The 21,424-nt window shown below is 72.3% G+C and carries 21 protein-coding genes; 20 read left to right on the top strand and 1 reads right to left on the bottom strand.

The window, feature by feature from the left end:
• Window positions 1-3 precede the first annotated feature (3 nt).
• From ACWD4P_RS20045 to ACWD4P_RS20015, 7 genes are all read left to right on the top strand, one after another.
• Window positions 4-1,239 carry a CobW family GTP-binding protein gene (locus ACWD4P_RS20045; protein WP_449780451.1) on the top strand — a complete coding sequence of 412 codons (1,236 nt, stop codon included), beginning with the start codon at window positions 4-6 and terminating at the stop codon, window positions 1,237-1,239.
• 10 nt (window positions 1,240-1,249) lie between these two features.
• Window positions 1,250-1,423 (top strand): 50S ribosomal protein L32, encoded by a 174-nt coding sequence (gene rpmF, locus ACWD4P_RS20040; protein WP_359819503.1) that lies wholly within the window; start codon window positions 1,250-1,252, stop codon window positions 1,421-1,423.
• A 173-nt stretch (window positions 1,424-1,596) separates the two neighbouring features.
• Entirely contained in the window at window positions 1,597-2,703 is a 1,107-nt protein-coding gene (locus ACWD4P_RS20035; RefSeq protein WP_449780442.1) for a M24 family metallopeptidase, read from the top strand.
• 75 nt (window positions 2,704-2,778) lie between these two features.
• Window positions 2,779-3,342, top strand: a complete 564-nt coding sequence (efp, locus tag ACWD4P_RS20030; protein ID WP_359819507.1) for an elongation factor P — start codon at window positions 2,779-2,781, stop codon at window positions 3,340-3,342.
• Between the two features lie 4 nt (window positions 3,343-3,346).
• Window positions 3,347-3,784 (top strand): transcription antitermination factor NusB, encoded by a 438-nt coding sequence (gene nusB, locus ACWD4P_RS20025; RefSeq protein ID WP_359819509.1) that lies wholly within the window; start codon window positions 3,347-3,349, stop codon window positions 3,782-3,784.
• Between the two features lie 138 nt (window positions 3,785-3,922).
• Window positions 3,923-4,744 carry a thioesterase family protein gene (locus ACWD4P_RS20020; protein ID WP_359819510.1) on the top strand — a complete coding sequence of 274 codons (822 nt, stop codon included), beginning with the start codon at window positions 3,923-3,925 and terminating at the stop codon, window positions 4,742-4,744.
• Between the two features lie 181 nt (window positions 4,745-4,925).
• A complete protein-coding gene (locus ACWD4P_RS20015; protein ID WP_449780441.1) occupies window positions 4,926-5,843 on the top strand; it encodes a hypothetical protein in 918 nt (305 codons plus the stop codon).
• Window positions 5,844-5,991: 148 nt separating this feature from the next.
• Here the strand turns inward: ACWD4P_RS20015 and bldD are convergent, their stop codons facing one another.
• Complete coding sequence (bldD, locus tag ACWD4P_RS20010; RefSeq protein ID WP_030056198.1) at window positions 5,992-6,495, bottom strand: transcriptional regulator BldD; 504 nt, start codon at window positions 6,493-6,495, stop codon at window positions 5,992-5,994.
• A 330-nt stretch (window positions 6,496-6,825) separates the two neighbouring features.
• Here bldD and pyrR point away from each other — a divergent pair, with 330 nt between their 5' ends.
• The 13 genes from pyrR (at window position 6,826) to metK (ending at window position 21,302) form a co-directional block, all read left to right on the top strand.
• Window positions 6,826-7,449, top strand: a complete 624-nt coding sequence (pyrR, locus tag ACWD4P_RS20005; RefSeq protein ID WP_359819516.1) for a bifunctional pyr operon transcriptional regulator/uracil phosphoribosyltransferase PyrR — start codon at window positions 6,826-6,828, stop codon at window positions 7,447-7,449.
• A gap of 5 nt (window positions 7,450-7,454) precedes the next feature.
• Window positions 7,455-8,444 carry an aspartate carbamoyltransferase catalytic subunit gene (locus ACWD4P_RS20000; protein WP_359819518.1) on the top strand — a complete coding sequence of 330 codons (990 nt, stop codon included), beginning with the start codon at window positions 7,455-7,457 and terminating at the stop codon, window positions 8,442-8,444.
• Window positions 8,441-9,745 carry a dihydroorotase gene (locus ACWD4P_RS19995; protein WP_359819521.1) on the top strand — a complete coding sequence of 435 codons (1,305 nt, stop codon included), beginning with the start codon at window positions 8,441-8,443 and terminating at the stop codon, window positions 9,743-9,745. Before ACWD4P_RS20000 ends, ACWD4P_RS19995 begins: the two co-directional genes overlap by 4 nt.
• Complete coding sequence (locus tag ACWD4P_RS19990) at window positions 9,745-10,308, top strand: PH-like domain-containing protein (RefSeq protein ID WP_359819524.1); 564 nt, start codon at window positions 9,745-9,747, stop codon at window positions 10,306-10,308. The genes ACWD4P_RS19995 and ACWD4P_RS19990 overlap by 1 nt, the downstream gene beginning before the upstream one ends.
• Window positions 10,305-11,462 carry a glutamine-hydrolyzing carbamoyl-phosphate synthase small subunit gene (carA, locus tag ACWD4P_RS19985; RefSeq protein ID WP_359819527.1) on the top strand — a complete coding sequence of 386 codons (1,158 nt, stop codon included), beginning with the start codon at window positions 10,305-10,307 and terminating at the stop codon, window positions 11,460-11,462. Before ACWD4P_RS19990 ends, carA begins: the two co-directional genes overlap by 4 nt.
• Entirely contained in the window at window positions 11,455-14,763 is a 3,309-nt protein-coding gene (gene carB, locus ACWD4P_RS19980) for a carbamoyl-phosphate synthase large subunit (RefSeq protein ID WP_449780440.1), read from the top strand. The genes carA and carB overlap by 8 nt, the downstream gene beginning before the upstream one ends.
• A 143-nt stretch (window positions 14,764-14,906) precedes the next feature.
• Window positions 14,907-16,010: a quinone-dependent dihydroorotate dehydrogenase gene (locus tag ACWD4P_RS19975; RefSeq protein ID WP_359819533.1), complete on the top strand. Its 1,104-nt coding sequence runs from the start codon at window positions 14,907-14,909 to the stop codon at window positions 16,008-16,010.
• A 29-nt stretch (window positions 16,011-16,039) separates the two neighbouring features.
• Entirely contained in the window at window positions 16,040-16,873 is an 834-nt protein-coding gene (gene pyrF / locus ACWD4P_RS19970; protein WP_359819535.1) for an orotidine-5'-phosphate decarboxylase, read from the top strand.
• Between the two features lie 349 nt (window positions 16,874-17,222).
• Window positions 17,223-17,549, top strand: coding sequence for an integration host factor, actinobacterial type (gene mihF, locus ACWD4P_RS19965; protein WP_030056187.1), 327 nt, complete (start codon window positions 17,223-17,225; stop codon window positions 17,547-17,549).
• A 49-nt stretch (window positions 17,550-17,598) separates the two neighbouring features.
• On the top strand, window positions 17,599-18,156 hold the full coding sequence (gene gmk, locus ACWD4P_RS19960) for a guanylate kinase (protein WP_359819538.1): 558 nt from the start codon (window positions 17,599-17,601) through the stop codon (window positions 18,154-18,156).
• 37 nt (window positions 18,157-18,193) lie between these two features.
• Window positions 18,194-18,460 (top strand): DNA-directed RNA polymerase subunit omega, encoded by a 267-nt coding sequence (rpoZ, locus tag ACWD4P_RS19955; RefSeq protein WP_030056185.1) that lies wholly within the window; start codon window positions 18,194-18,196, stop codon window positions 18,458-18,460.
• A gap of 251 nt (window positions 18,461-18,711) precedes the next feature.
• Window positions 18,712-19,941 carry a bifunctional phosphopantothenoylcysteine decarboxylase/phosphopantothenate--cysteine ligase CoaBC gene (coaBC, locus tag ACWD4P_RS19950; RefSeq protein WP_449780439.1) on the top strand — a complete coding sequence of 410 codons (1,230 nt, stop codon included), beginning with the start codon at window positions 18,712-18,714 and terminating at the stop codon, window positions 19,939-19,941.
• A 152-nt stretch (window positions 19,942-20,093) separates the two neighbouring features.
• A complete protein-coding gene (gene metK / locus ACWD4P_RS19945) occupies window positions 20,094-21,302 on the top strand; it encodes a methionine adenosyltransferase (protein ID WP_074002394.1) in 1,209 nt (402 codons plus the stop codon).
• Window positions 21,303-21,424 lie beyond the last annotated feature (122 nt).

Raw genomic sequence — 21,424 nt, 5'->3', positions numbered from 1 at the left:
GCCGTGGACGGCACCAGGCTGCCGGTGGTCGTCGTCGCCGGCCTGCACGCGGAGCCGCGCCGCGCCGCCGTCGAGGAGCTGGCGGCGGCCGCGGTGGACGCCGTGGTCCTGCACCACGACCTGCGGGACGCCGCCCTCGGCACCGTCCGCCGCGAACTGCGCGACGCGACCGGGGCCTTCGCCGCCGCCGAGGTGCCGCTGGTGAACGACTGCCCGTGCTGCGCCCTGCGCGAGGACCTGCTGCCGCGGTTGCTGGAGATCGCCGACGGCGGCCGGCACGGACTGGCGATCGTCGAACTGTGGGGCGGCAGCGACCCGCACCCGGCGGTCGAGGTGATCGACGGGGGAGAGGTGGACGGGCGGCCGCTCGCCGACGCCGTCGAACTGGCGGGCGTGGTCACCGCCGTCGACCCGGACCGGTTGATCGGCGAACTCTCCGTCCCCGACGACCTGGCGGAGCACGGCGAGCAGACCGCGGCGCGCGACGACCGGACCCGCGCCGAGGCGCTCGCCCACCAGATCGAGTACGCCGGCACGCTCGCCGTGCCGCGCGCCGCCGCGCACGCTCCGGGGCTCGCCCTCCTGCGCCAGCTGCACGCCACCGCCCGGACCGTCCGGCTCGGCACCGGAGCGCTCACCCGGGCCGCGCTCGGCGGCTTCGACGTGGCCGCCGCCCGCGACCGGGTCAACCCCGCGCTCGCCCTGCTGCCGCAGGAGCGGGACGAGGCGGGCGTCACCACCCTGCTGTGGGAGCGCCGCCGCCCGCTCCACCCCGAGCGGCTGCACCGGGCGCTGGAACTGCTCGTCCCGGCGGCCCAGCGCAGCCGCGGCCGGTTCTGGCTCGCCAACCGGCCGGACCTCCTGCTGGCCTGGGACGCCGCCGGGGCCAACCTCGCGGTCGAGGAGTGCGGGCCCTGGCTGACCTCCCTGCCCGACGCGGCCTGGGAGCTCTACCCGCCCGCCCGCCGGGCCGCCGCCGCCCTCGACTGGCACCCGCTGCACGGCGACCGGGTGCAGCAGCTCAGCTTCACCGCCGAGGGACTGGACGTCGACGGCCTCACCGAACTGCTCGACTCCTGCCTGCTCACCGACGCCGAACTCGCCGCCGGCGAACCCGGCTGGAAGGCCCTGCCGGACGCCTTCCACGACCTGCTCGACCCCGTCCACCGAGAAGCCGGCCCACCCCGCGCGGGCGACCCGCCCCGCCGCGGTCCCGGCCCGACCACCACCACCCGATGAGGAGCCCACGATGGCCGTACCCAAGCGCAGGACCTCCCGCAGCAACACCCGGCACCGCCGCGCCCAGTGGCGGGCCACGCCCCCCAAGCTGGTCCCGATCACGCTGAACGGCCGGGAGATGCTCGTCCCGCAGAGCCTCGTCCCGGCCTACCGGCGGGGCCTGCTCGACCCGGACGAGCGGTGAGGGAGCCGCCGAGGGGCCCCGGCCCCTCGGCGGCCGCCTCGGCGGGGAGCGGGCGGCACGGCGTGGGACGCGGGGCGACGGCGCGGTCGCACGGGGGGCGCGCAGGAGGCACCGGGGGTTCTGTCGGGGGTGCTCGGCGGGCGCTTCGGGCCGGGGGTTCGTAGGCTCGACGCATGGCGGATGCGTACGCGGGGCGGCGGGAGCGGGTGAGGGAGCACTGCAGCGCGGCCGGGGCCGATGCGGCGCTGATCACCGGCGCGGCGAACGTGCGGTACCTGACGGGCTGCGCGCCCTGCGGGGCGAGCCTGCTGCTGACCAGGGAGCGGGCGCTGCTCGCGCTGCCGGACGACCTGCCGCCGGACGACTCCGGGGAGCACCTGATCGCCCCGGACATCGCCCGGCTGCCGGTGGCGTCCGGTTCGGACACCGCGCTGGCCGCCGCGACGGTCGCGGCCGCGTCCGGGGTGTCGGACCTGGCGGTGGAGGAGCACGACCTGACCGTCAGCCGGCACCGGGCGGTGGGGGCCCTGGCCGAGGGCGCCCGGCTGGTGGACCTCGGCCGGACGGTCGAGCGGCTGCGGGTGGTCAAGGACGAGCACGAGATCGCCGACCTGCGGATCGCCGCCGAGATCGCCGACCAGGCGCTCGGCGAGCTGCTGGAGTCGATCCTGGTCGGCCGCACCGAGCGGCACCTGGCGATGGAGCTGGAGCGCCGGATGATCGACCACGGCGCCGACCGGGCCGCCTTCCCGGTGTCGGTCGGCACCGGCAGCCACTCCGGCCAGGCCGCCCACCAGCCGACCGACCGCCGGGTGGAGGAGGGCGACTTCCTGACCGTGGTGATGGGCGCCCAGTACCGCGGCTACGGCGTCTCCACCGCCCGCACCTTCGTGATCGGCGCCGCCCCGGCGCCCTGGCAGGTGGAGCTGCACCGGCTGGTCTTCCGGGCCCAGCGGGCCGGCCGGGAGGCGCTCGGACCGGGGGTGGAGCAGTGCGTGCCCGACCGGGCCGCCCGGCAGGTCCTGGAGGCGGCCGGCCACACCGAGGCCTCCCCGCACCCGGTGGGCCACGGCATCGGGCTGGAGATCCGGGAGGCGCCGCGCCTTGGTCCGGCGGACATGGGTAAACTGGACAGCCGCGTGCCGGTCACCGTCGGCCCAGGGGTCCACCTCCCGGGCAAGGGCGGGGTCCGGATCGAGGACACGCTCGTCGTGCGCCCCCTTGAGGAGGGCGGGCCCGAGCTGCTCACCATCACCACCAAGGAGCTCCTCGCCCTGTGACCGCGGCCCCCGGCCGTGGGCGGCAGGACGCACCCCTTGGTTCCTTGACAGCTATATCCAGGAGTAAGTGCGCCCGTGGCTTCCACGAACGATCTCAAGAACGGCATGGTCCTCAAGCTCGATGGCGGCAAGCTCTGGTCCGTCGTCGAGTTCCAGCACGTCAAGCCCGGCAAGGGCCCGGCCTTCGTGCGTACCAAGCTCAAGGAGGTCCTGACGGGCAAGGTCGTCGACAAGACCTTCAACGCCGGCACCAAGGTCGAGACCGCCAACGTCGACAAGCGCGGCATGCAGTTCTCGTACAAGGACGGCGAGAACTTCGTGTTCATGGACATGGACACCTACGACCAGCTGACGGTCGAGCCGGCCGTCGTCGGCGACGCCGCCAAGTACCTGCTGGAGGGCTTCGAGGCCCTGGTCGCCACCAACGAGGGCGCCGTCCTCTACATCGAGCTCCCGGCCGCCGTCGAGCTGACCATCGCCCACACCGAGCCGGGCGTCCAGGGCGACCGCTCGACCGGTGGCTCCAAGCCGGCCACCCTGGAGACCGGCGCCGAGATCGCCGTCCCGCTCTTCGTCGTCACCGGCGAGAAGGTCAAGGTCGACACCCGCGACGGCAGCTACCTCGGCCGGGTGAAGTAAGTCCGTGTCGGCCGCACGCAGCAAGGCCCGTACCCGGGCCTTCCAGATCCTCTTCGAGGCCGACCACCGCGGGGTCGACCCGCAGCAGGTCCTCGCCGACTGGGTGGCCCGCGCCCGTGAGGCCAAGCCCGACGAGGGCACCCCGCAGGTCGGTGAGTACACCATGGAGCTCATCGAGGGTTACGTCCAGCACGCCCGTCGCATCGACGACCTGATCGAGCAGTACGCCGTGGGCTGGACCCTCGACCGGATGCCGATCGTGGACCGCAACGTCCTGCGGCTCGGTGCGTACGAGCTGATCTGGGAGGACGGCGTCCCGGACGCCGTCGTCCTGGACGAGTCCGTCGAGATCGCCAAGGAGTTCTCCACGGACGACTCCCCGGCCTTCGTCAACGGCATGCTCGCCCGCTTCCTGGAGCTGAAGCCGGGCATCCGCCGGTAACGGCGACCTCGTGAACGGCCGTCGGAACCCGAACAGGGTTCCGGCGGCCGTTCCGCGTTTCCCTCGGTCGGCGTAGGGTGGGGGCCTACTTGTCAGTAACTTGACGTCCGGAAGCACGCTGAAGGGCAGGCCCCCCACATGACCACGGCGATCCGCAGCGAGTTCGACCAGGGCATCGCCCTGACCAGGCACCCCGAGGAGGCCGGCCGCTACGAGGCCGAGCTCGGCGCCGGCTGGCAGATCGGCGGCGGGGTGAACGGCGGACTGCTGCTCGCGGTGGCCGGACACGCGCTGTCGCTGGAGCACGGCACCCACCCGGACCCGGTGTCCATCAGCGGTTACTACCTGTCCGCCTCCACACCCGGCCCGGCCACCGTCCGCACCGAGGTGCTGCGCACCGGCCGCGGACTGTCCACCGGCACCGCCTCGCTCAGCCAGGACGGCGTCGAACGGCTGCGCGTGGTGGCCAGCCACGGCGACCTCGCCACCGCCGAGGGCGAGGTGCGCACCAGCGCCCGCCCGCCGCAGCTGCCGCCGCCGGACCAGTGCATCGGCGTCGAGCACGCCCCCAAGGAGCTGATCGACCAGGCCGCCCTGCTGGAGCGGTTCGACCTGCGGCTGGACCCGGCCACCGTCGGCTGGGCGCTCGGGCAGCCCTCCGGCCAGGGGCGGATCCAGGGCTGGTTCCGGCTCGCCGACGGCCGCGAGCCCGACCCGCTGCTGCTCCTGCTGGTCGCCGACGCGCTGCCGCCGGTCACCTTCGACCTCGGCCTGCCGGGCTGGGCCCCCACCATCGAGCTGACCGTCCACCTGCGCGCCAGGCCCGTGCCCGGCTGGCTCCGGGTCACCCACGCGACCCGCAACCTGGCCGGCGGTTACTTCGAGGAGGACGCGGAGGTCTGGGACGAGTCGGGCCGCCTGGTCGCGCAGTCCCGCCAGCTCGCCCGGGCGCCCCGGTAGGCCGGAGTGCCGCAGCCCCGGACGGTCCGGAGCACCGCTCCCGGGGGCCCGGATTACCGGTGGTTACATTCCTGTGACACGCCGTACGTGTGCGACGCGCGCGGATGGGGAGGAAGAGGGTCAGCGGCGAGCCCGCCGCTGACCCTCGACCCACCGCCGACGTCGAAGCCAGGAGCCACCGATGAGTCATTTGGGGCGCGCCCGCCGTAACTCCGACTGCACCGCCGGCGGCTCGCGGCCCGCCGTGCGGGCGTCGCACCGCCCACAGCGGGCCGCGGGTGCCGAACAGGCTTTTGTCATCGGGGTGCTGACCAACGCCGCGGACTTCGCGCGGGCCCGGGCGTGGGGGATCTCCGACGCCCCCGACCACGAGCGCTACCTGGCCGACATCGCGGACCTGCTGGCCGAGGCGCTGGAGCGGTTCGACACCGTCCGGGCCCGGATGTTCCACCCGCAGGACTTCGAGGAGTTCTGCGTGCTGCACGGGCTGGACCCGGCCGAGCCCGCCGCCCGCGACCGCTACCTGACCAACCCGGCCCTGCAGACCCAGCTGCTCGTCTATCAGGGCGAGGAGCTGGCCGGGGACTTCGTGCCGCGCCTGGTGCGCGCCCGGGAGAACGGGCTGACGCTCTGCCACGCCGACCTGCTGCTCGACGGGGGCCTGTACGGGGGCGCGGGCGCGCCCGACGAGGAGCACGCCGCCTGGGTGCGCGCCGCCTACCAGCGCGGGGGCGAGGTGTTCCGGCGGATGCTGGTCGGCGCGGGCGCCGGCGTGTACGAGCTGCGCCTGCGGGTGGACGCGCCCGGCGGGACGCTGACCGCGGCGGCGCGGGTGCTCCAGTGGGAGGACGGCGTGGTCCGGATCAACGACGAGGACCTGGAGCTGCTCTGCGCGGTGCTCTGCGCCGGGCTGGCCCTGGAGCTGCCGGGCATCGCGGTGCTGCACGGTTCGCAGGGCTCGGCGGCCTCCTGCGGGGAGTACCTGCCGGCCTCCTGGGCCTGGTCGAGCGGCGGGCAGGACTGGGCCCCGGCCGACCGGCCGGTGCGGCTGGACGGTGTGGCGGCGCAGCCCGGCTACAGCCTGGACACGGTCTGCTGAGACCGGCGCCGCCCGGGACGGCCTGTTCGACACCGCGGCGCGGCCCCCGCTCTGGGGAGCCGCGCCGTGACGTTTCTGCTTGCCGGCACTGGTCGTGCTGGTGCCGGGTCGTGCCTGGATCCGCTGGCGGGAGCCGGTGCGGTGAGCCTCAGCTCGCGTCCTCCTCGCGCACCGCACGGCGCGCGTCGGGGTTCAGCACGCCCCAGGAGATCAGCTGCTCGGTGAGGATCGACGGCGACTGGTCGTAGATGACGGCCAGGGTGCGCAGGTCGTCCTGGCGGATCGACAGCACCTTGCCGTTGTAGTCGCCGCGCTGGCTCTGGATGGTCGCCGCGTAGCGCTGCAGCGGGCCGGCCTTCTCGGACGGGACCTGGGTCAGTCTCTCCAGGTCGAGGACCAGGCGCGGCGGCGGCTCGGCCGCACCGCCGGGCGTGCCGCCGGGCAGCAGTTCCTGCACCGGGACGCCGTAGAACTCCGCCAGCTCGGCCAGACGCTGCACGGTGACCGCACGGTCACCACGCTCGTACGAGCCGACGACGACTGCCTTCCATCGCCCCTGGGACTTCTCCTCGACACCGTGCAGGGAGAGACCCTGCTGAGTGCGGATCGCTCGGAGCTTGCCTCCGAGTTGCTTCGCGTAGTCGCTGGACATTGATCTCCCCGGACGAGATTGCTTCGCGTTCAGTGGTGGGTCACGGGCGATTGCCGACGTCGTTACCGGTGGGTCCGACGTCCGTCTCGTAACTCACTGTGAGGTTACGTAGAGTAAGGTAGTTGCGTCAAGCCGAATGGGGCAGTCGTGCGAATGGCCCGCATCGTCGGCGCGTCCGGAGTGTTAACCCCGGGAAGCGGAATGATGGCCGTCTGTTTACTGTCCGGCGCACTGCTACGATGGCTCGAAGCCCGCGCCCGGTCGGCGGGGGCCATCCCAGACATCCTTTAAGGCCCGTCCCGTGAGGCGGGGAAGGAGGTCCGCTTCGGCATGACCACACACCATGAACCGACGCCCCGGGCACCTCACCAGGTGCTGGACGGCACGGACATCGCCCGGGTCGTCACCCGGATAGCGCACGAGATCGTCGAGCGCGCCAAGGGCGCGGAGGACGTCGTGCTGCTCGGCATCCACACCAGGGGCGTCCACCTCGCCCGCCGCCTGCACGGCCGGCTGGCCCAGATCACCGGGCGCGAGATCCCGCTGGGCACCCTGGACATCACCATGTACCGGGACGACCTGCGGCTGAAGCCCGCCCGCGCCCTGGAGCACACCGAGATCCCGGCCGGCGGCATCGACGGCAAGCTCGTCATCCTCGTCGACGACGTGCTCTTCTCCGGCCGCACCATCCGCGCCGCGCTCGACGCGCTGAACGACATCGGCCGCCCGCGCGCCGTGCAGCTCGCCGTCCTGGTCGACCGGGGCCACCGCGAGCTGCCGATCCGCGCCGACTACGTGGGCAAGAACCTCCCCACCTCGCTGCGCGAGGCCGTGCAGGTGCGCCTGTCCGACAGCGACGGCGTGGACGCCGTCCTGGTCGGCGACCGCGACTACACCGCCCGCAGCTCGCAGGCCCTGGCCCCCCAGCCTTCCGAACCGCACCTCCCGGAGTAACCCGCGTGAAGCGCCACCTCGTCTCCGCCGCCGATCTCAGCCGCGACGACGCGCTGCTGATCCTGGACACCGCCGAGGAGCTGGCCCAGCTCTCCGGCCGGGCCGTCAAGAAGCTGCCCACGCTGCGCGGCCGCACCGTCGTCAACCTCTTCTTCGAGGACTCCACCCGGACGAAGACCTCCTTCGAGGTCGCCGAGAAGCGCCTCTCGGCCGACGTCATCAACTTCTCCGCCAAGGGCTCCTCGGTCTCCAAGGGCGAGAGCCTCAAGGACACCGCGCTGACCCTCCAGGCGATGGGCGCCGACGCGGTGGTCATCCGCCACCACGCCTCCGGCGCGCCCGCCCGGCTGGCCCAGTCCGACTGGCTGCACGGCAGTGTGATCAACGCCGGTGACGGCACCCACGAGCACCCCACCCAGGCGCTGCTCGACGCCTTCACCATGCGCCGCCACCTCAACCCCGGCAGCGGCAACGACCTGGCCGGGCGCCGGGTGACCATCGTCGGCGACGTCCTGCACAGCCGGGTCGCCCGCTCCAACGTCCACCTGCTGAACACCCTCGGCGCGCAGGTCACCTTCGTCGCCCCGCCCACGCTGCTGCCGATCGGGGTCGAGAACTGGCCCTGCGAGATCAGCTACAGCCTGGACGAGGTCCTGCCCAAGACGGACGCGCTGATGATGCTGCGGGTGCAGCGCGAGCGGATGAACGCCGCGTTCTTCCCGACCGAGCGCGAGTACAGCCGCCGCTACGGCATGAACGGCCGCCGGATGGCCCAGCTGCCGGACCGGGCGATCGTGATGCACCCCGGCCCGATGGTCCGCGGCATGGAGATCACCGCCGAGGTCGCCGACTCGCCGCGCTGCACCGCCATCGAGCAGGTCGCCAACGGCGTCTCCGTCCGGATGGCCGTCCTCTACCTGCTGCTCGGTGGCGCCGTCTTCGCCGACGCCCCCGCCGACGCCCCCCGTACCGACTCCGTGGAGACCGCTCAGTGACCAGCTACCTGATCCGCAACGCCAAGATCCTGGGCGGCGCCCCGCAGGACCTCCACCTCGCCGACGGTGTGGTCAAGGAGATCGGGACCGGCCTGACGGTCGAGGCGGACATCGAGATCGACGCCACCGGGCTGATCGCCCTGCCCGGCCTGGTCGACCTGCACACCCACCTGCGCGAGCCCGGCCGCGAGGACGCCGAGACCGTGCTCACCGGCACCCGGGCCGCCGCGATGGGCGGCTTCACCGCCGTGCACGCGATGGCCAACACCACCCCGGTGGCCGACACCGCCGGCGTGGTCGAGCAGGTCTGGCGGCTCGGCCAGGAGGCCGGCTACTGCGACGTGCAGCCGGTCGGCGCCGTCACCGTCGGCCTGGAGGGCAAGAAGCTCGCCGAGCTCGGCGCGATGCACGAGTCCGCCGCGAACGTCCGGGTCTTCTCCGACGACGGCAAGTGCGTGGACGACGCGGTGCTGATGCGCCGCGCCCTGGAGTACGTCAAGGCCTTCGACGGCGTCGTCGCCCAGCACGCCCAGGAGCCCCGGCTGACCGAGGGCGCCCAGATGAACGAGGGCCAGGTCTCCGGCGAGCTCGGGCTCGGCGGCTGGCCGGCCGTCGCCGAGGAGTCGATCATCGCCCGCGACGTGCTGCTCGCCGCGCACGTCGGCTCCCGGCTGCACGTCTGCCACCTCTCCACGGCCGGCTCGGTCGAGATCGTCCGCTGGGCCAAGTCCAAGGGCTGGGACGTCACCGCCGAGGTGACCCCGCACCACCTGCTGCTCACCGACGAGATGGTCCGCACCTACGACCCGGTGTACAAGGTGAACCCGCCGCTGCGCACCGCCGAGGACGTCCGGGCACTGCGCGAGGCGCTGGCCGACGGCACCATCGACGCCGTCGCCACCGACCACGCCCCGCACCCGGACGAGGACAAGGACTGCGAGTGGGCCGTGGCCGCGATGGGCATGGTCGGCCTGGAGACCGCCCTGTCGGTCGTCCAGCAGACCATGGTCGACACCGGCCTGCTGAACTGGGAGGGCGTCGCGGACCGGATGTCGCACCGCCCGGCCCGGATCGGACGTCTCGCCGGCCAGGGCCGGCCGATCTCGGTGGGTGAGCCCGCCAACCTGGTGCTGTTCGATCCCGCGTACCGTGGAGCCGTGAACCCGGACAGCTTCGCCACCCGCAGCCGCAACACCCCCTACAAGGGCCTGGACCTGCCCGGACGGGTGCACGCCACCTTCCTGCGGGGCCGCGCCACCGTCCTGGCCGGCGAGCTCGCCGAGCAGGACGGCGACCGGTGATGGACGGCGCCACGCTCGCCCAGGAGCAGGCGAAGGTCACCGACTGGCCCGGCTACATCGGCTGGTCCGTCGGACTGCTGATCGTGATCGGCCTCGTCTACTGGCTGATGCGCCAGGGCTGGAACTGGCGGCGCACCCTGCAGTCCGGCATCCCGCCGCTGCCGGCCGTGCCGGCCCGCGCCGGGCGCACCCTCCTGGAGACCAGCGGCCGGTACCACGGCACGACCACCGCCGGGAACTGGCTCGACCGGGTCGTCGCCCACGGCCTGGGCACCCGCAGCCGCGTCGACCTCACCCTCGGCGAGGACGGCCTGCTGGTGCAGCGCCCCGGCGACGTCGACTTCTGGATCCCGGCCGCGCACCTGACCGGCGCCCGGACGGACTCCGGGATCGCCGGCAAGGTCGTCCCCTCCGGACTGCTCGTCGTCAGCTGGACGCACGAGGGAACGGAGCTGGACTCCGGCTTCCGGGCCGACCACCCCGATGAGCACGCCGCCTGGGTCGAGGCGATCGCCCAGCTCGCAACACGTACGAAGACGAAGACGGAAGAGGCCGCGCAATGACCGCACCTGCCCCCACCACGCAGCGCCAACGGCGGGAACGAGTGCCTGCCGTGCTCGTCCTGGAGGACGGCCGGACCTTCCGCGGACAGGCCTACGGCGCCACCGGCGAGACCTTCGGCGAGGCGGTCTTCAACACCGGCATGTCCGGCTACCAGGAGACCCTGACCGACCCGTCGTACCACCGCCAGGTGGTCGTGATGACCGCCCCGCAGATCGGCAACACCGGCTGGAACGACGAGGACGACGAGTCCCAGCGGATCTGGGTCGCCGGCTACGTCGTCCGCGACCCCGCCCGGATCGCCTCCAACTGGCGCTCGCGGCGCTCGCTCGACGAGGCACTGGTCGACCAGGGCATCGTCGGGATCAGCGGCATCGACACCCGCGCGCTGACCCGCCACCTGCGCGAGCGCGGCGCGATGCGCTGCGGCATCTTCTCCGGCGAGGCGCTGGCCGACCCGGCCGCCCTGCTCGCCCGGGTGCAGGAGTCGCCCGAGATGAAGGGCGCCGACCTGTGCGCCGAGGTCGCCACGACCGAGCCGTACGTCGTCCCCGCGATCGGTGAGAAGCGCTTCACCGTCGCCGCGCTGGACCTCGGCATCAAGGCGATGACCCCGCAGCGGATGGCCGAGCGCGGCATCGAGGTGCACGTGCTGCCGGCGAACTCCACCCTGGAGGACGTCTACGCCGTCAACCCCGACGGCGTCTTCTTCTCCAACGGCCCGGGCGACCCGGCCACCGCCGACCACCAGGTCGCCGTGGCGCGGGGCGTGCTGGAGCGGAAGACCCCGTTCTTCGGGATCTGCTTCGGCAACCAGATCCTCGGCCGCGCCCTGGGCTTCGGCACCTACAAGCTCAAGTACGGCCACCGCGGCATCAACCAGCCGGTGCAGGACCGCACCACCGGCAAGGTCGAGGTGACCGCCCACAACCACGGCTTCGCCGTGAACGCCCCGCTGGACAAGGCGAGCGACACCCCCTTCGGGCGGGTCGAGGTCTCCCACGTCTGCCTCAACGACGACGTGGTCGAGGGCCTCCAGGCACTCGACGTCCCCGCCTTCAGCGTGCAGTACCACCCCGAAGCGGCCGCCGGTCCGCACGACGCCGCCTACCTGTTCGACCGCTTCGTGAAGCTCATGGAGGGCCAGCGTGCCTAAGCGCACTGACATCAAGTCCGTCCTGGTGATCGGCTCCGGCCCGATCGTGATCGGCCAGGCCGCCGAGTTCGACTACTCGGGTACGCAGGCCTGCCGGGTCCTCAAGTCCGAGGGCCTGCGGGTCGTGCTGGTGAACTCCAACCCGGCCACGATCATGACCGACCCGGAGATCGCCGACGCCACCTACGTCGAGCCGATCACCCCGGAGTTCGTCGAGAAGATCATCGCCAAGGAGCGCCCCGACGCGCTGCTGCCGACCCTGGGCGGCCAGACCGCGCTCAACACTGCGATCTCGCTGCACGCGGCCGGCACGCTGGAGAAGTACGGCGTCGAGCTGATCGGCGCCGACGTCGAGGCGATCAACAAGGGCGAGGACCGCGAGCTCTTCAAGGGCGTCGTCGAGGCCGTCAACGCCGAGATCGGCCACGGCGAGTCCGCCCGCTCGGTCATCTGCCACACCATGGACGAGGTGCTGGCCGGGGTCGACACCCTCGGCGGCTACCCGGTCGTCGTGCGCCCCTCCTTCACCATGGGCGGCGCCGGCTCCGGCTTCGCCCACAACGAGGAGGACCTGCGCCGCATCGCCGGCCAGGGCCTGACCCTCTCGCCGACCACCGAGGTGCTCCTGGAGGAGTCCATCCTCGGCTGGAAGGAGTACGAGCTGGAGCTGATGCGCGACAAGAACGACAACGTCGTGGTCGTCTGCTCCATCGAGAACTTCGACCCGATGGGCGTGCACACCGGTGACTCGATCACCGTCGCCCCGGCGATGACCCTCACCGACCGCGAGTACCAGATCCTGCGCGACATCGGCATCGCCGTGATCCGCGAGGTCGGCGTCGACACCGGCGGCTGCAACATCCAGTTCGCCGTCAACCCCGTGGACGGCCGGGTCATCGTCATCGAGATGAACCCGCGCGTCTCCCGCTCCTCGGCGCTCGCCTCCAAGGCCACCGGCTTCCCGATCGCCAAGATCGCCGCCAAGCTGGCCGTCGGCTACACCCTGGACGAGATCCCCAACGACATCACCGAGGAGACCCCGGCCTCCTTCGAGCCGAGCCTCGACTACGTCGTCGTCAAGGTGCCGCGGTTCGCGTTCGAGAAGTTCCCGAGCGCCGACGCGACGCTGACCACCACCATGAAGTCCGTCGGCGAGGCCATGGCCCTGGGCCGCAACTTCCCCGAGGCGCTCCAGAAGGCCCTGCGCTCGCTGGAGAAGAAGGGCTCCCAGTTCGGCTGGACCGGCCCCGTCGGGGACAAGGCGGAGCTGCTGGCCAAGGCGGTCGTGCCGACCGACGGCCGGATCAACACCGTCATGGAGGCCATCCGGGCCGGCGCCACCCCGGAGGAGGTGTTCGAGACCACCAGGATCGACCCGTGGTTCGTCGACCAGCTCTTCCTGCTGGACGAGATCGCCGGCGAGCTGGCCGAGGCCGACGAGCTCACCCCCGAGCTGCTGCGCCACGCCAAGCGGCACGGCTTCTCCGACCAGCAGATCGGCGAGATCCGCGGCCTGAAGCCGGACGTCGTCCGCGAGGTGCGCCACGCCCTCGGCATCCGCCCGGTCTTCAAGACCGTCGACACCTGCGCCGCCGAGTTCGCCGCCAAGACCCCGTACTTCTACTCGTCCTACGACGAGGAGAACGAGGTCGCCCCGCGCACCAAGCCCGCCGTGATCATCCTGGGCTCCGGCCCGAACCGCATCGGCCAGGGCATCGAGTTCGACTACTCCTGCGTGCACGCCTCCTTCGCGCTCGCCGACGCCGGGTACGAGACCGTCATGGTCAACTGCAACCCGGAGACCGTCTCCACCGACTACGACACCTCCGACCGGCTCTACTTCGAGCCGCTCACCCTGGAGGACGTGCTGGAGATCGTCCACGCCGAGCAGCAGGCCGGCCCGCTCGCCGGCGTGATCGTCCAGCTCGGCGGCCAGACCCCGCTCGGCCTGGCCCAGGCGCTCAAGGACAACGGCGTGCCGATCGTCGGCACCCAGCCCGAGGCGATCGACCTCGCCGAGGAGCGCGGCGCCTTCGGCCGCGTCCTGCGCGACGCCGGCCTGCCGGCCCCCAAGCACGGCACCGCCTTCTCCTTCGAGGACGCCAAGGCGATCGCCGACGAGATCGGCTACCCCGTCCTCGCCCGCCCGTCCTACGTGCTCGGCGGCCGCGGCATGGAGATCGTCTACGACGAGGCCTCGCTCGCCTCCTACCTGGAGCGGCACGCCGGTCTGATCTCCGAGCACCCGGTGCTCATCGACCGCTTCCTGGACGACGCGGTGGAGATCGACGTCGACGCGCTCTACGACGGCACCGAGCTCTACCTCGGCGGCGTCATGGAGCACATCGAGGAGGCCGGCATCCACTCCGGCGACTCGGCCTGCGCGCTGCCCCCGATCACCCTCGGCGGCTTCGACATCAAGCGCCTGCGCACCTCCACCGAGGCCATCGCGCGCGGTGTCGGCGTCCGCGGTCTGATCAACATCCAGTTCGCCATGGCCGGGGACATCCTCTACGTGCTGGAGGCCAACCCCCGCGCCTCCCGGACCGTCCCGTTCACCTCCAAGGCGACCGCCGTGCCGCTGGCCAAGGCCGCCGCCCGGATCTCGCTCGGCGCCACCATCGCCGAGCTGCGCGCCGAGGGCCTGCTCCCGGCCGAGGGCGACGGCGGCACGCTGCCCGCCGACGCGCCGATCGCGGTCAAGGAGGCCGTGATGCCGTGGAGCCGCTTCCGCGACATCCACGGCCGCGGGGTGGACACCGTGCTCGGCCCGGAGATGCGCTCGACCGGTGAGGTCATGGGCATCGACAAGGTGTTCGGCACCGCCTACGCCAAGGCGCAGGCCGGCGCGTACGGCGCGCTGCCGACCAAGGGCAAGGTCTTCGTCTCGGTGGCCAACCGCGACAAGCGCAACCTGGTCTTCCCGGCCCGGGCGCTGGTCAACCTCGGCTTCGAGGTGCTCGCCACCGCCGGCACCGCCGAGGTGCTCCACCGCGGTGGCATCCCGTCCACGCTGGTGCGCAAGCACAGCGAGGGCGAGGGCCCGAACGGCGAGCGGACCATCGTCCAGCTGATCCACGACGGTGAGGTCGACCTCATCATCAACACGCCGTACGGCACCGGTGGCCGCCTCGACGGCTACGAGATCCGCACCGCGGCCGTGGCCCGCGCGGTGCCCTGCCTGACCACCGTCCAGGCGATGGGCGCGGCGGTGCAGGGCATGGACGCGCTGCTGCGCGACGAGGTCGGGGTGATGTCGCTCCAGGAGCACGCCGAGCTGATCAACGCCGGCCGCAAGTAGCACCACCGCAGTGGGGGGCACCGGAACCGCTGGGTGCCCCCCACTGCCGTGCCCGCCCACCCGTCGCCCGCCGCCGCCCTTCTTCTCTTCCGACGGGCTGCGCCCGCGCCCCTACTCTCTCCGCTCCGGGAGTTGAACCACCCTTGTACAAGCTTCTGTTCGACCTGGTCTTCAAGAAGATGGACCCCGAGAAGGCCCACCACCTGGCCTTCTTCTGGATCCGCCTCGGCTCCTCGGTGCCCGGACTGCGCACCCTGGTGCGGCTGGTGCTCGCCCCGCGCGACCGGGCCCTGCGCACCCGCGCCCTCGGCCTCGACCTGCCGGGCCCGTTCGGCCTGGCGGCCGGATTCGACAAGAACGGCGTCGGCATCGACGGCCTGTCGATGCTCGGCTTCGACTACGTCGAGATCGGCACCATCACCGGCGAGCCCCAGCCCGGCAACCCGGCGCCCCGGCTGTTCCGCCTGGTCGAGGACCGCGCGCTGATCAACCGGATGGGCTTCAACAACCAGGGCTCGGCCCGGGTCGCGGCCCGGCTGGCCGCCCGCCCGCACACCAGCTCCACCCCGGTGGTCGGCGTCAACATCGGCAAGACCAAGGTGGTCGAGGAGGCCGACGCCGTCGCCGACTACGTGAAGTCCACCGAGCGGCTGGCCAAGTACGCCGACTACCTGGTGGTCAACGTCAGCTCGCCGAACACCCCCGGGCTGCGCAACCTCCAGGCCGTGGACCACCTGCGGCCGCTGCTCGCCGCCGTCCGCGAGGCCGCCGACCGCACCACCGCGCACCACGTGCCGCTGCTGGTCAAGATCGCCCCCGACCTGGCCGACGAGGACGTCGACGCGGTCGCCGACCTCGCCCTGGAGCTGGGCCTGGACGGCATCATCGCCACCAACACCACGATCGGCCGCGAGGGCCTGCGCACCGACGCCGGGCGGGTCGAGGAGATCGGCATGGGCGGCCTGTCCGGTGCCCCGCTCAAGGCCCGCGCCCTGGAGGTGCTCCAGCGGCTGCGCGCCCGCACCGAGGGCCGGCTCACCCTGGTCTCGGTCGGCGGCATCGAGACCGCCGAGGACGCCTGGCAGCGGATCGTCCACGGCGCCGACCTGGTCCAGGGCTACAGCGCGTTCATCTACGAGGGCCCGTTCTGGTGCCGCCGGATCCACAAGGGCCTGTCCGCCAAGGTCCGCGCGGGCGGCTTCCGCAGCCTGGCCGACGCCGTCGGCAGCGCCGTGCGCAGCTCCTGAACCCCCCACCACCTCCGGAAAGAGACGACATGACCCTCGCCCCGTTCGGCACCCGGCTGCGCCAGGCCCTCGACACCCGCGGCCAGCTCTGCGTCGGCATCGACCCGCACGCGTCCCTGCTCGCCGCCTGGGGGCTCGGCGACGACCTCGCCGGTCTGGAGACCTTCAGCCGCACCGTGGTCGAGGCGCTGGCCGACCGGGTGGCCGTGCTCAAGCCGCAGGCCGCCTTCTTCGAGCGCTTCGGCAGCAAGGGCGTCGCGGTGCTGGAGAAGACCGTCGAGGAGGCCCGGGCGGCCGGCGCGCTGGTCCTGATGGACGCCAAGCGCGGCGACATCGGCTCCACCATGGCCGCGTACGCCGAGGCCTTCCTGTCGCCGGGCAGCCCGCTGTTCTCGGACGCGGTGACGGTCAGCCCGTACCTGGGCTTCGGCTCGCTGCGCCCGGCCCTGGACCTGGCCCGGGAGCAGGGCTGCGGCGTGTTCGCGCTGGCGCTCACCTCCAACCCGGAGGGCGCCGAGGTGCAGCGCGCGGTGGGCGCGGACGGCGAGCCGGTCGCGGCCTCGGTGCTGCGGCAGCTGGCGGCCGAGAACGAGGGCGCCGCGCCGCTGGGCTCCTTCGGCGCGGTGGTCGGCGCGACGCTGGCCGACGCGGGCGTGGAACTGGCCATCAACGGCCCGCTGCTGGCCCCCGGGATCGGCGCCCAGGGCGCGACCATGGCGGACCTGCCGCGGGTGTTCGGCGCCGCGGTGATCAACGTGGTGCCGAGCGTCAGCCGGGACGTGCTCAAGCACGGCCCGTCGGTGCCGGCGCTGCGCGGTGCCGCGGAGCGCTTCGTCGGCGAGTTCGCGGACGCCGTCAAGTAGCGGAACGAGTTCTTCCGGTAGCCGCGCGGTGACCCTGCGGAGTGTCCGCAGCACCGCGCGGTGGCCGGGGAGTTGACGTGAGCGCCGTCACATCGGCGCCGCCAAAGCCTCGCAATCGCGGTCATTTTGCCCTGGAAAGTCCTGGTCGGCCTTGGCTGACCAGGACTTTTCGTGTTCTTTTCCTGACGTGGCGCCGCAATCCGGGTAGTGTCCGGCGATAGGTCATCGGCGAGCCGCGATTTCCGTGGCTCCCGCAGGTCAGGGCCTTGTGGTTCCCCTTGCGGACGGTGTCCTCGGTACCGAACCAGTCCTAGCTCAATCCATCCATCCACACCCTGAGGTGAACGGCGTGGCCCTTCCGCCCCTTACCCCTGAACAGCGCACCGCCGCGCTCGCCAAGGCCGCCGAGGCTCGCCGGGAGCGCGCCGAGGTCAAGAACCGGCTCAAGCACTCCGGCGCCTCCCTGCACGAGGTGATCAAGGCCGGCAAGGCCGACAACGACGTGATCGGCAAGATGAAGGTCTCGGCCCTGCTGGAGTCCCTTCCGGGCGTCGGCAAGGTCCGCGCCAAGCAGATCATGGAGCGCCTCGGCATCAGCGAGAGCCGGCGTGTCCGGGGCCTCGGCACGAACCAGATCGCTTCCCTGGAGCGGGAGTTCGGCGGTGGCGCCGCCTGACCGTGCCCCCGTGGTCCCAGGATCCTCCGCGATCCGGGATAATCGGTGCATGAGTGAGCGTCCGCGGCTGACCGTGCTCTCCGGCCCTTCGGGGGTCGGCAAGAGCACGGTCGTCGCTCATATGAGGAAGATGCACCCCGAGGTCTGGCTCTCGGTGTCGGCGACGACCCGCCGTCCGAGGCCGGGCGAGAAGAACGGGGTCCAGTACCACTTCGTCGACAACGACGAGTTCGACAAGCTGGTCGCCAACGGCGAACTGCTGGAGTGGGCCGAGTTCGCCGGGAACCGCTACGGGACCCCGCGTGCGGCCGTGCAGGAGAAGCTGGAGCGCGGCGAGCCGGTGCTGCTGGAGATCGACCTCCAGGGCGCCCGTCAGGTCCGCGGCTCGATGCCCGAGGCGCAGCTGGTGTTCCTGGCCCCGCCGAGCTGGGACGAGCTGGTCCGCCGGCTGACCGGCCGGGGCACCGAGGCGCAGGACGTGATCGAGAAGCGGCTGGAGGCGGCCAAGGTCGAGCTCGCGGCCGAGCCCGAGTTCGACACGACCCTTGTCAACACCTCCGTCGAGCAGGTAGCGGCCGAACTGCTAGCCTTGCTCGGTGTAGCCTGACCTGTCTGTCTTTTCCACCCTTTCGGAAGGTTTTAGCGTGTCCTCTTCGATGACCGCGCCCGAGGGCATCATCAACCCGCCGATCGACGAGCTGCTTGAGGCCACCGACTCCAAGTACAGCCTCGTGATCTACGCCGCCAAGCGCGCGCGGCAGATCAACGCGTACTACTCCCAGCTCGGCGAGGGCCTGCTGGAGTACGTCGGCCCGCTGGTCGACACCCACGTGCACGAGAAGCCGCTGTCGATCGCGCTGCGCGAGATCAACGCGGGCATGCTGACCGCCGAGGCGGTCGAGGCTGCCTGAGGCGGTCGCTGAATTTCCGGAAGGGCCCGGCGGAATCGTTTCCGCCGGGCCCTTCGGTGTTTCCCGGGCGGGGCTCCGGTGTTCCCCGGGGTGCGGTGTTCCCCGGGGGCTGCCGGTGTTCCCCGTGGGGTGCGCAGACCCCCCGGAAGCCCGTTCCGCCGCGGGGAGGGGCGCCGAGCGGGTGCCGGCCGCGGGGCCGTAGGGTGGGCGCGTTCCCGATGCGGAGCCCCGATGCGGAGAAAGGCCGGTAGATGACTCTGAGTGCGGACGCCCCCCGCGTGGTCCTCGGCGTGAGCGGCGGGATCGCCGCGTACAAGGCGTGCGAGCTGCTGCGACGCTTCACCGAGTCGGGCCACCAGGTCACCGTGGTGCCGACCGCGGCCGCGCTGCACTTCGTCGGTGAGGCGACCTGGGCCGCGCTGTCCGGGCGTCCGGCCGCCACCGAGACCTGGGAGCGCGTGCACGAGGTGCCGCACGTGCGGATCGGGCAGCAGGCCGACCTGGTCGTGGTCGCCCCGGCAACCGCCGACCTGATCGCCAAGGCCGCCCACGGCCTCGCCGACGACCTGCTCACCAACACCCTGCTCACCGCCCGCTGTCCGGTCGTGGTGGCGCCCGCCATGCACACCGAGATGTGGGAGCACCCGGCCACCCGGGACAACGTGGCCACCCTGCGCCGGCGCGGTGTGATCGTGCTGGAGCCGGCCGTCGGGCGGCTGACCGGCAAGGACACCGGCAAGGGCCGGCTGCCCGAGCCGTCCGCGATCTTCGACGCCTGCCGGGCGGTGCTGCGCCGGGGCGGGCCGGTGCCGACCGACCTGGCGGGCCGGCACGTGGTGGTCTCGGCCGGCGGCACCCGGGAGCCGCTGGACCCGGTCCGCTACCTGGGCAACCGCTCCTCCGGCAAGCAGGGCTACGCGCTCGCCACGACGGCCGCGGCGCGCGGGGCCCGAGTGACGTTGCTCTCGGCCAATGCCGAGCTGCCGGACCCGGCCGGGGTGGACGTGGTGCACGTCTCGACCGCGCTGCAGCTGCGCGAGGCGGCGCTGGAGGCGGTCCGGGACGCGGACGCCGTGGTCATGGCCGCGGCGGTGGCGGACTTCAGGCCCGCCGAGTACGTGACCGGCAAGATCAAGAAGGTCGAGGGGGTCGAGCCGTCGCCCGTCGCCCTGGTCCGCAACCCCGACATCCTGGCCGAGGTGTCGGCCCACCGGGCCCGTTCGGGTCAACTCGTGGTGGGTTTCGCGGCGGAGACCGACGACGTGCTCGCCAACGGCCGCGCCAAGCTCGCCCGCAAGGGCTGTGACCTGCTCGTCGTGAACGAGGTGGGCGACGGCAAGGCCTTCGGCACGGACGTCAACGAGGCCGTGGTTCTGGGCTCGGACGGCAGTGAGACCGCCGTTCCGGTGGGCCCGAAGGAGGCGCTCGCGGACGTGGTCTGGGACCTGGTCGCAAAGCGGCTGGAAATGGGCGGCAACTGATCGGAACCGGTCGCGCGGCGGTCGAGAAATCCTGAAGCGGGTGACGTTCGACGGAACCAGACCGTTAGACTCCAGGAATCAAGTCTTTCCGGAGTTCCCCGGGTCGCCCCGGGGAACTTCAGTCAGCAGCCGCTGCAACCCCAGGGAGCGCTGTGTCTCGCCGCCTGTTCACCTCGGAGTCCGTGACCGAGGGACACCCCGACAAGATCGCTGACCAGATCAGCGACACCATCCTTGACGCTCTCCTCCGGGAGGACCCGACGTCCCGGGTCGCCGTGGAGACGCTCATCACCACCGGCCAGGTGCACGTGGCCGGCGAGGTGACCACCAAGGCGTACGCGCCGATCGCCCAGCTCGTCCGGGACAAGATCCTGGAGATCGGCTACGACAGCTCCAAGAAGGGCTTCGACGGCGCCTCCTGCGGCGTCTCGGTGTCCATCGGTGCCCAGTCGCCCGACATCGCGCAGGGCGTCGACACCGCGTACGAGGCACGGGTCGAGGGTGACGAGGACGACCTGGACAAGCAGGGCGCCGGTGACCAGGGCCTGATGTTCGGCTACGCGTCCGACGAGACGCCCGAGCTCATGCCGCTGCCGATCACCCTGGCGCACCGCCTCTCCCGCCGCCTCACCGAGGTGCGCAAGAACGGGACCATCCCGTACCTGCGCCCCGACGGCAAGACCCAGGTCACCATCGAGTACGACGGCGACAAGGCCGTCCGCCTCGACACCGTGGTCGTCTCCACCCAGCACGCCAGCGACATCGACCTGGAGTCGCTGCTCACCCCGGACATCCGCGAGTTCGTGGTCGAGCCGGAGCTGAAGGCGCTGGCCGAGCAGGGCATCAAGCTGACCACCGAGGGCTACCGCCTGCTGGTCAACCCGACCGGCCGCTTCGAGATCGGCGGCCCGATGGGCGACGCCGGGCTCACCGGCCGCAAGATCATCATCGACACCTACGGCGGCATGGCCCGCCACGGCGGCGGCGCCTTCTCCGGCAAGGACCCGTCCAAGGTGGACCGCTCGGCCGCGTACGCGATGCGCTGGGTGGCGAAGAACATCGTCGCCGCCGGCCTCGCCCGCCGCGCCGAGGTGCAGGTCGCGTACGCGATCGGCAAGGCCGAGCCGGTCGGCCTGTTCGTGGAGACCTTCGGCACCGAGAGCGTGCCGGTCCTCGCGATCCAGAAGGCCGTCTCCGAGGTCTTCGACCTGCGTCCGGCCGCGATCATCCGCGACCTGGACCTGCTGCGCCCGATCTACTCCCAGACCGCCGCGTACGGCCACTTCGGCCGTGAGCTGCCGGACTTCACCTGGGAGCGCACCGACCGGGTGGAGCAGCTGAAGGCGGCCGTGCAGGACTGACGTCCGCGGCCCGGGCACCGGCGGTGCCCCGTGGCGCCGAGCAGTGTCGAGCGGTGCCGAGCAATGCTTGAGGCGGCGCCCGCCCCCGAACGGGGGTGGGCGCCGCTTCGTGCGTTGTCGGT

Source organism: Kitasatospora sp. NPDC002543 (genome assembly GCF_053594915.1).
The sequence above is the reverse complement of the archived record's forward strand: the minus strand, read 5'-3'. Positions and strand labels throughout refer to the sequence as shown.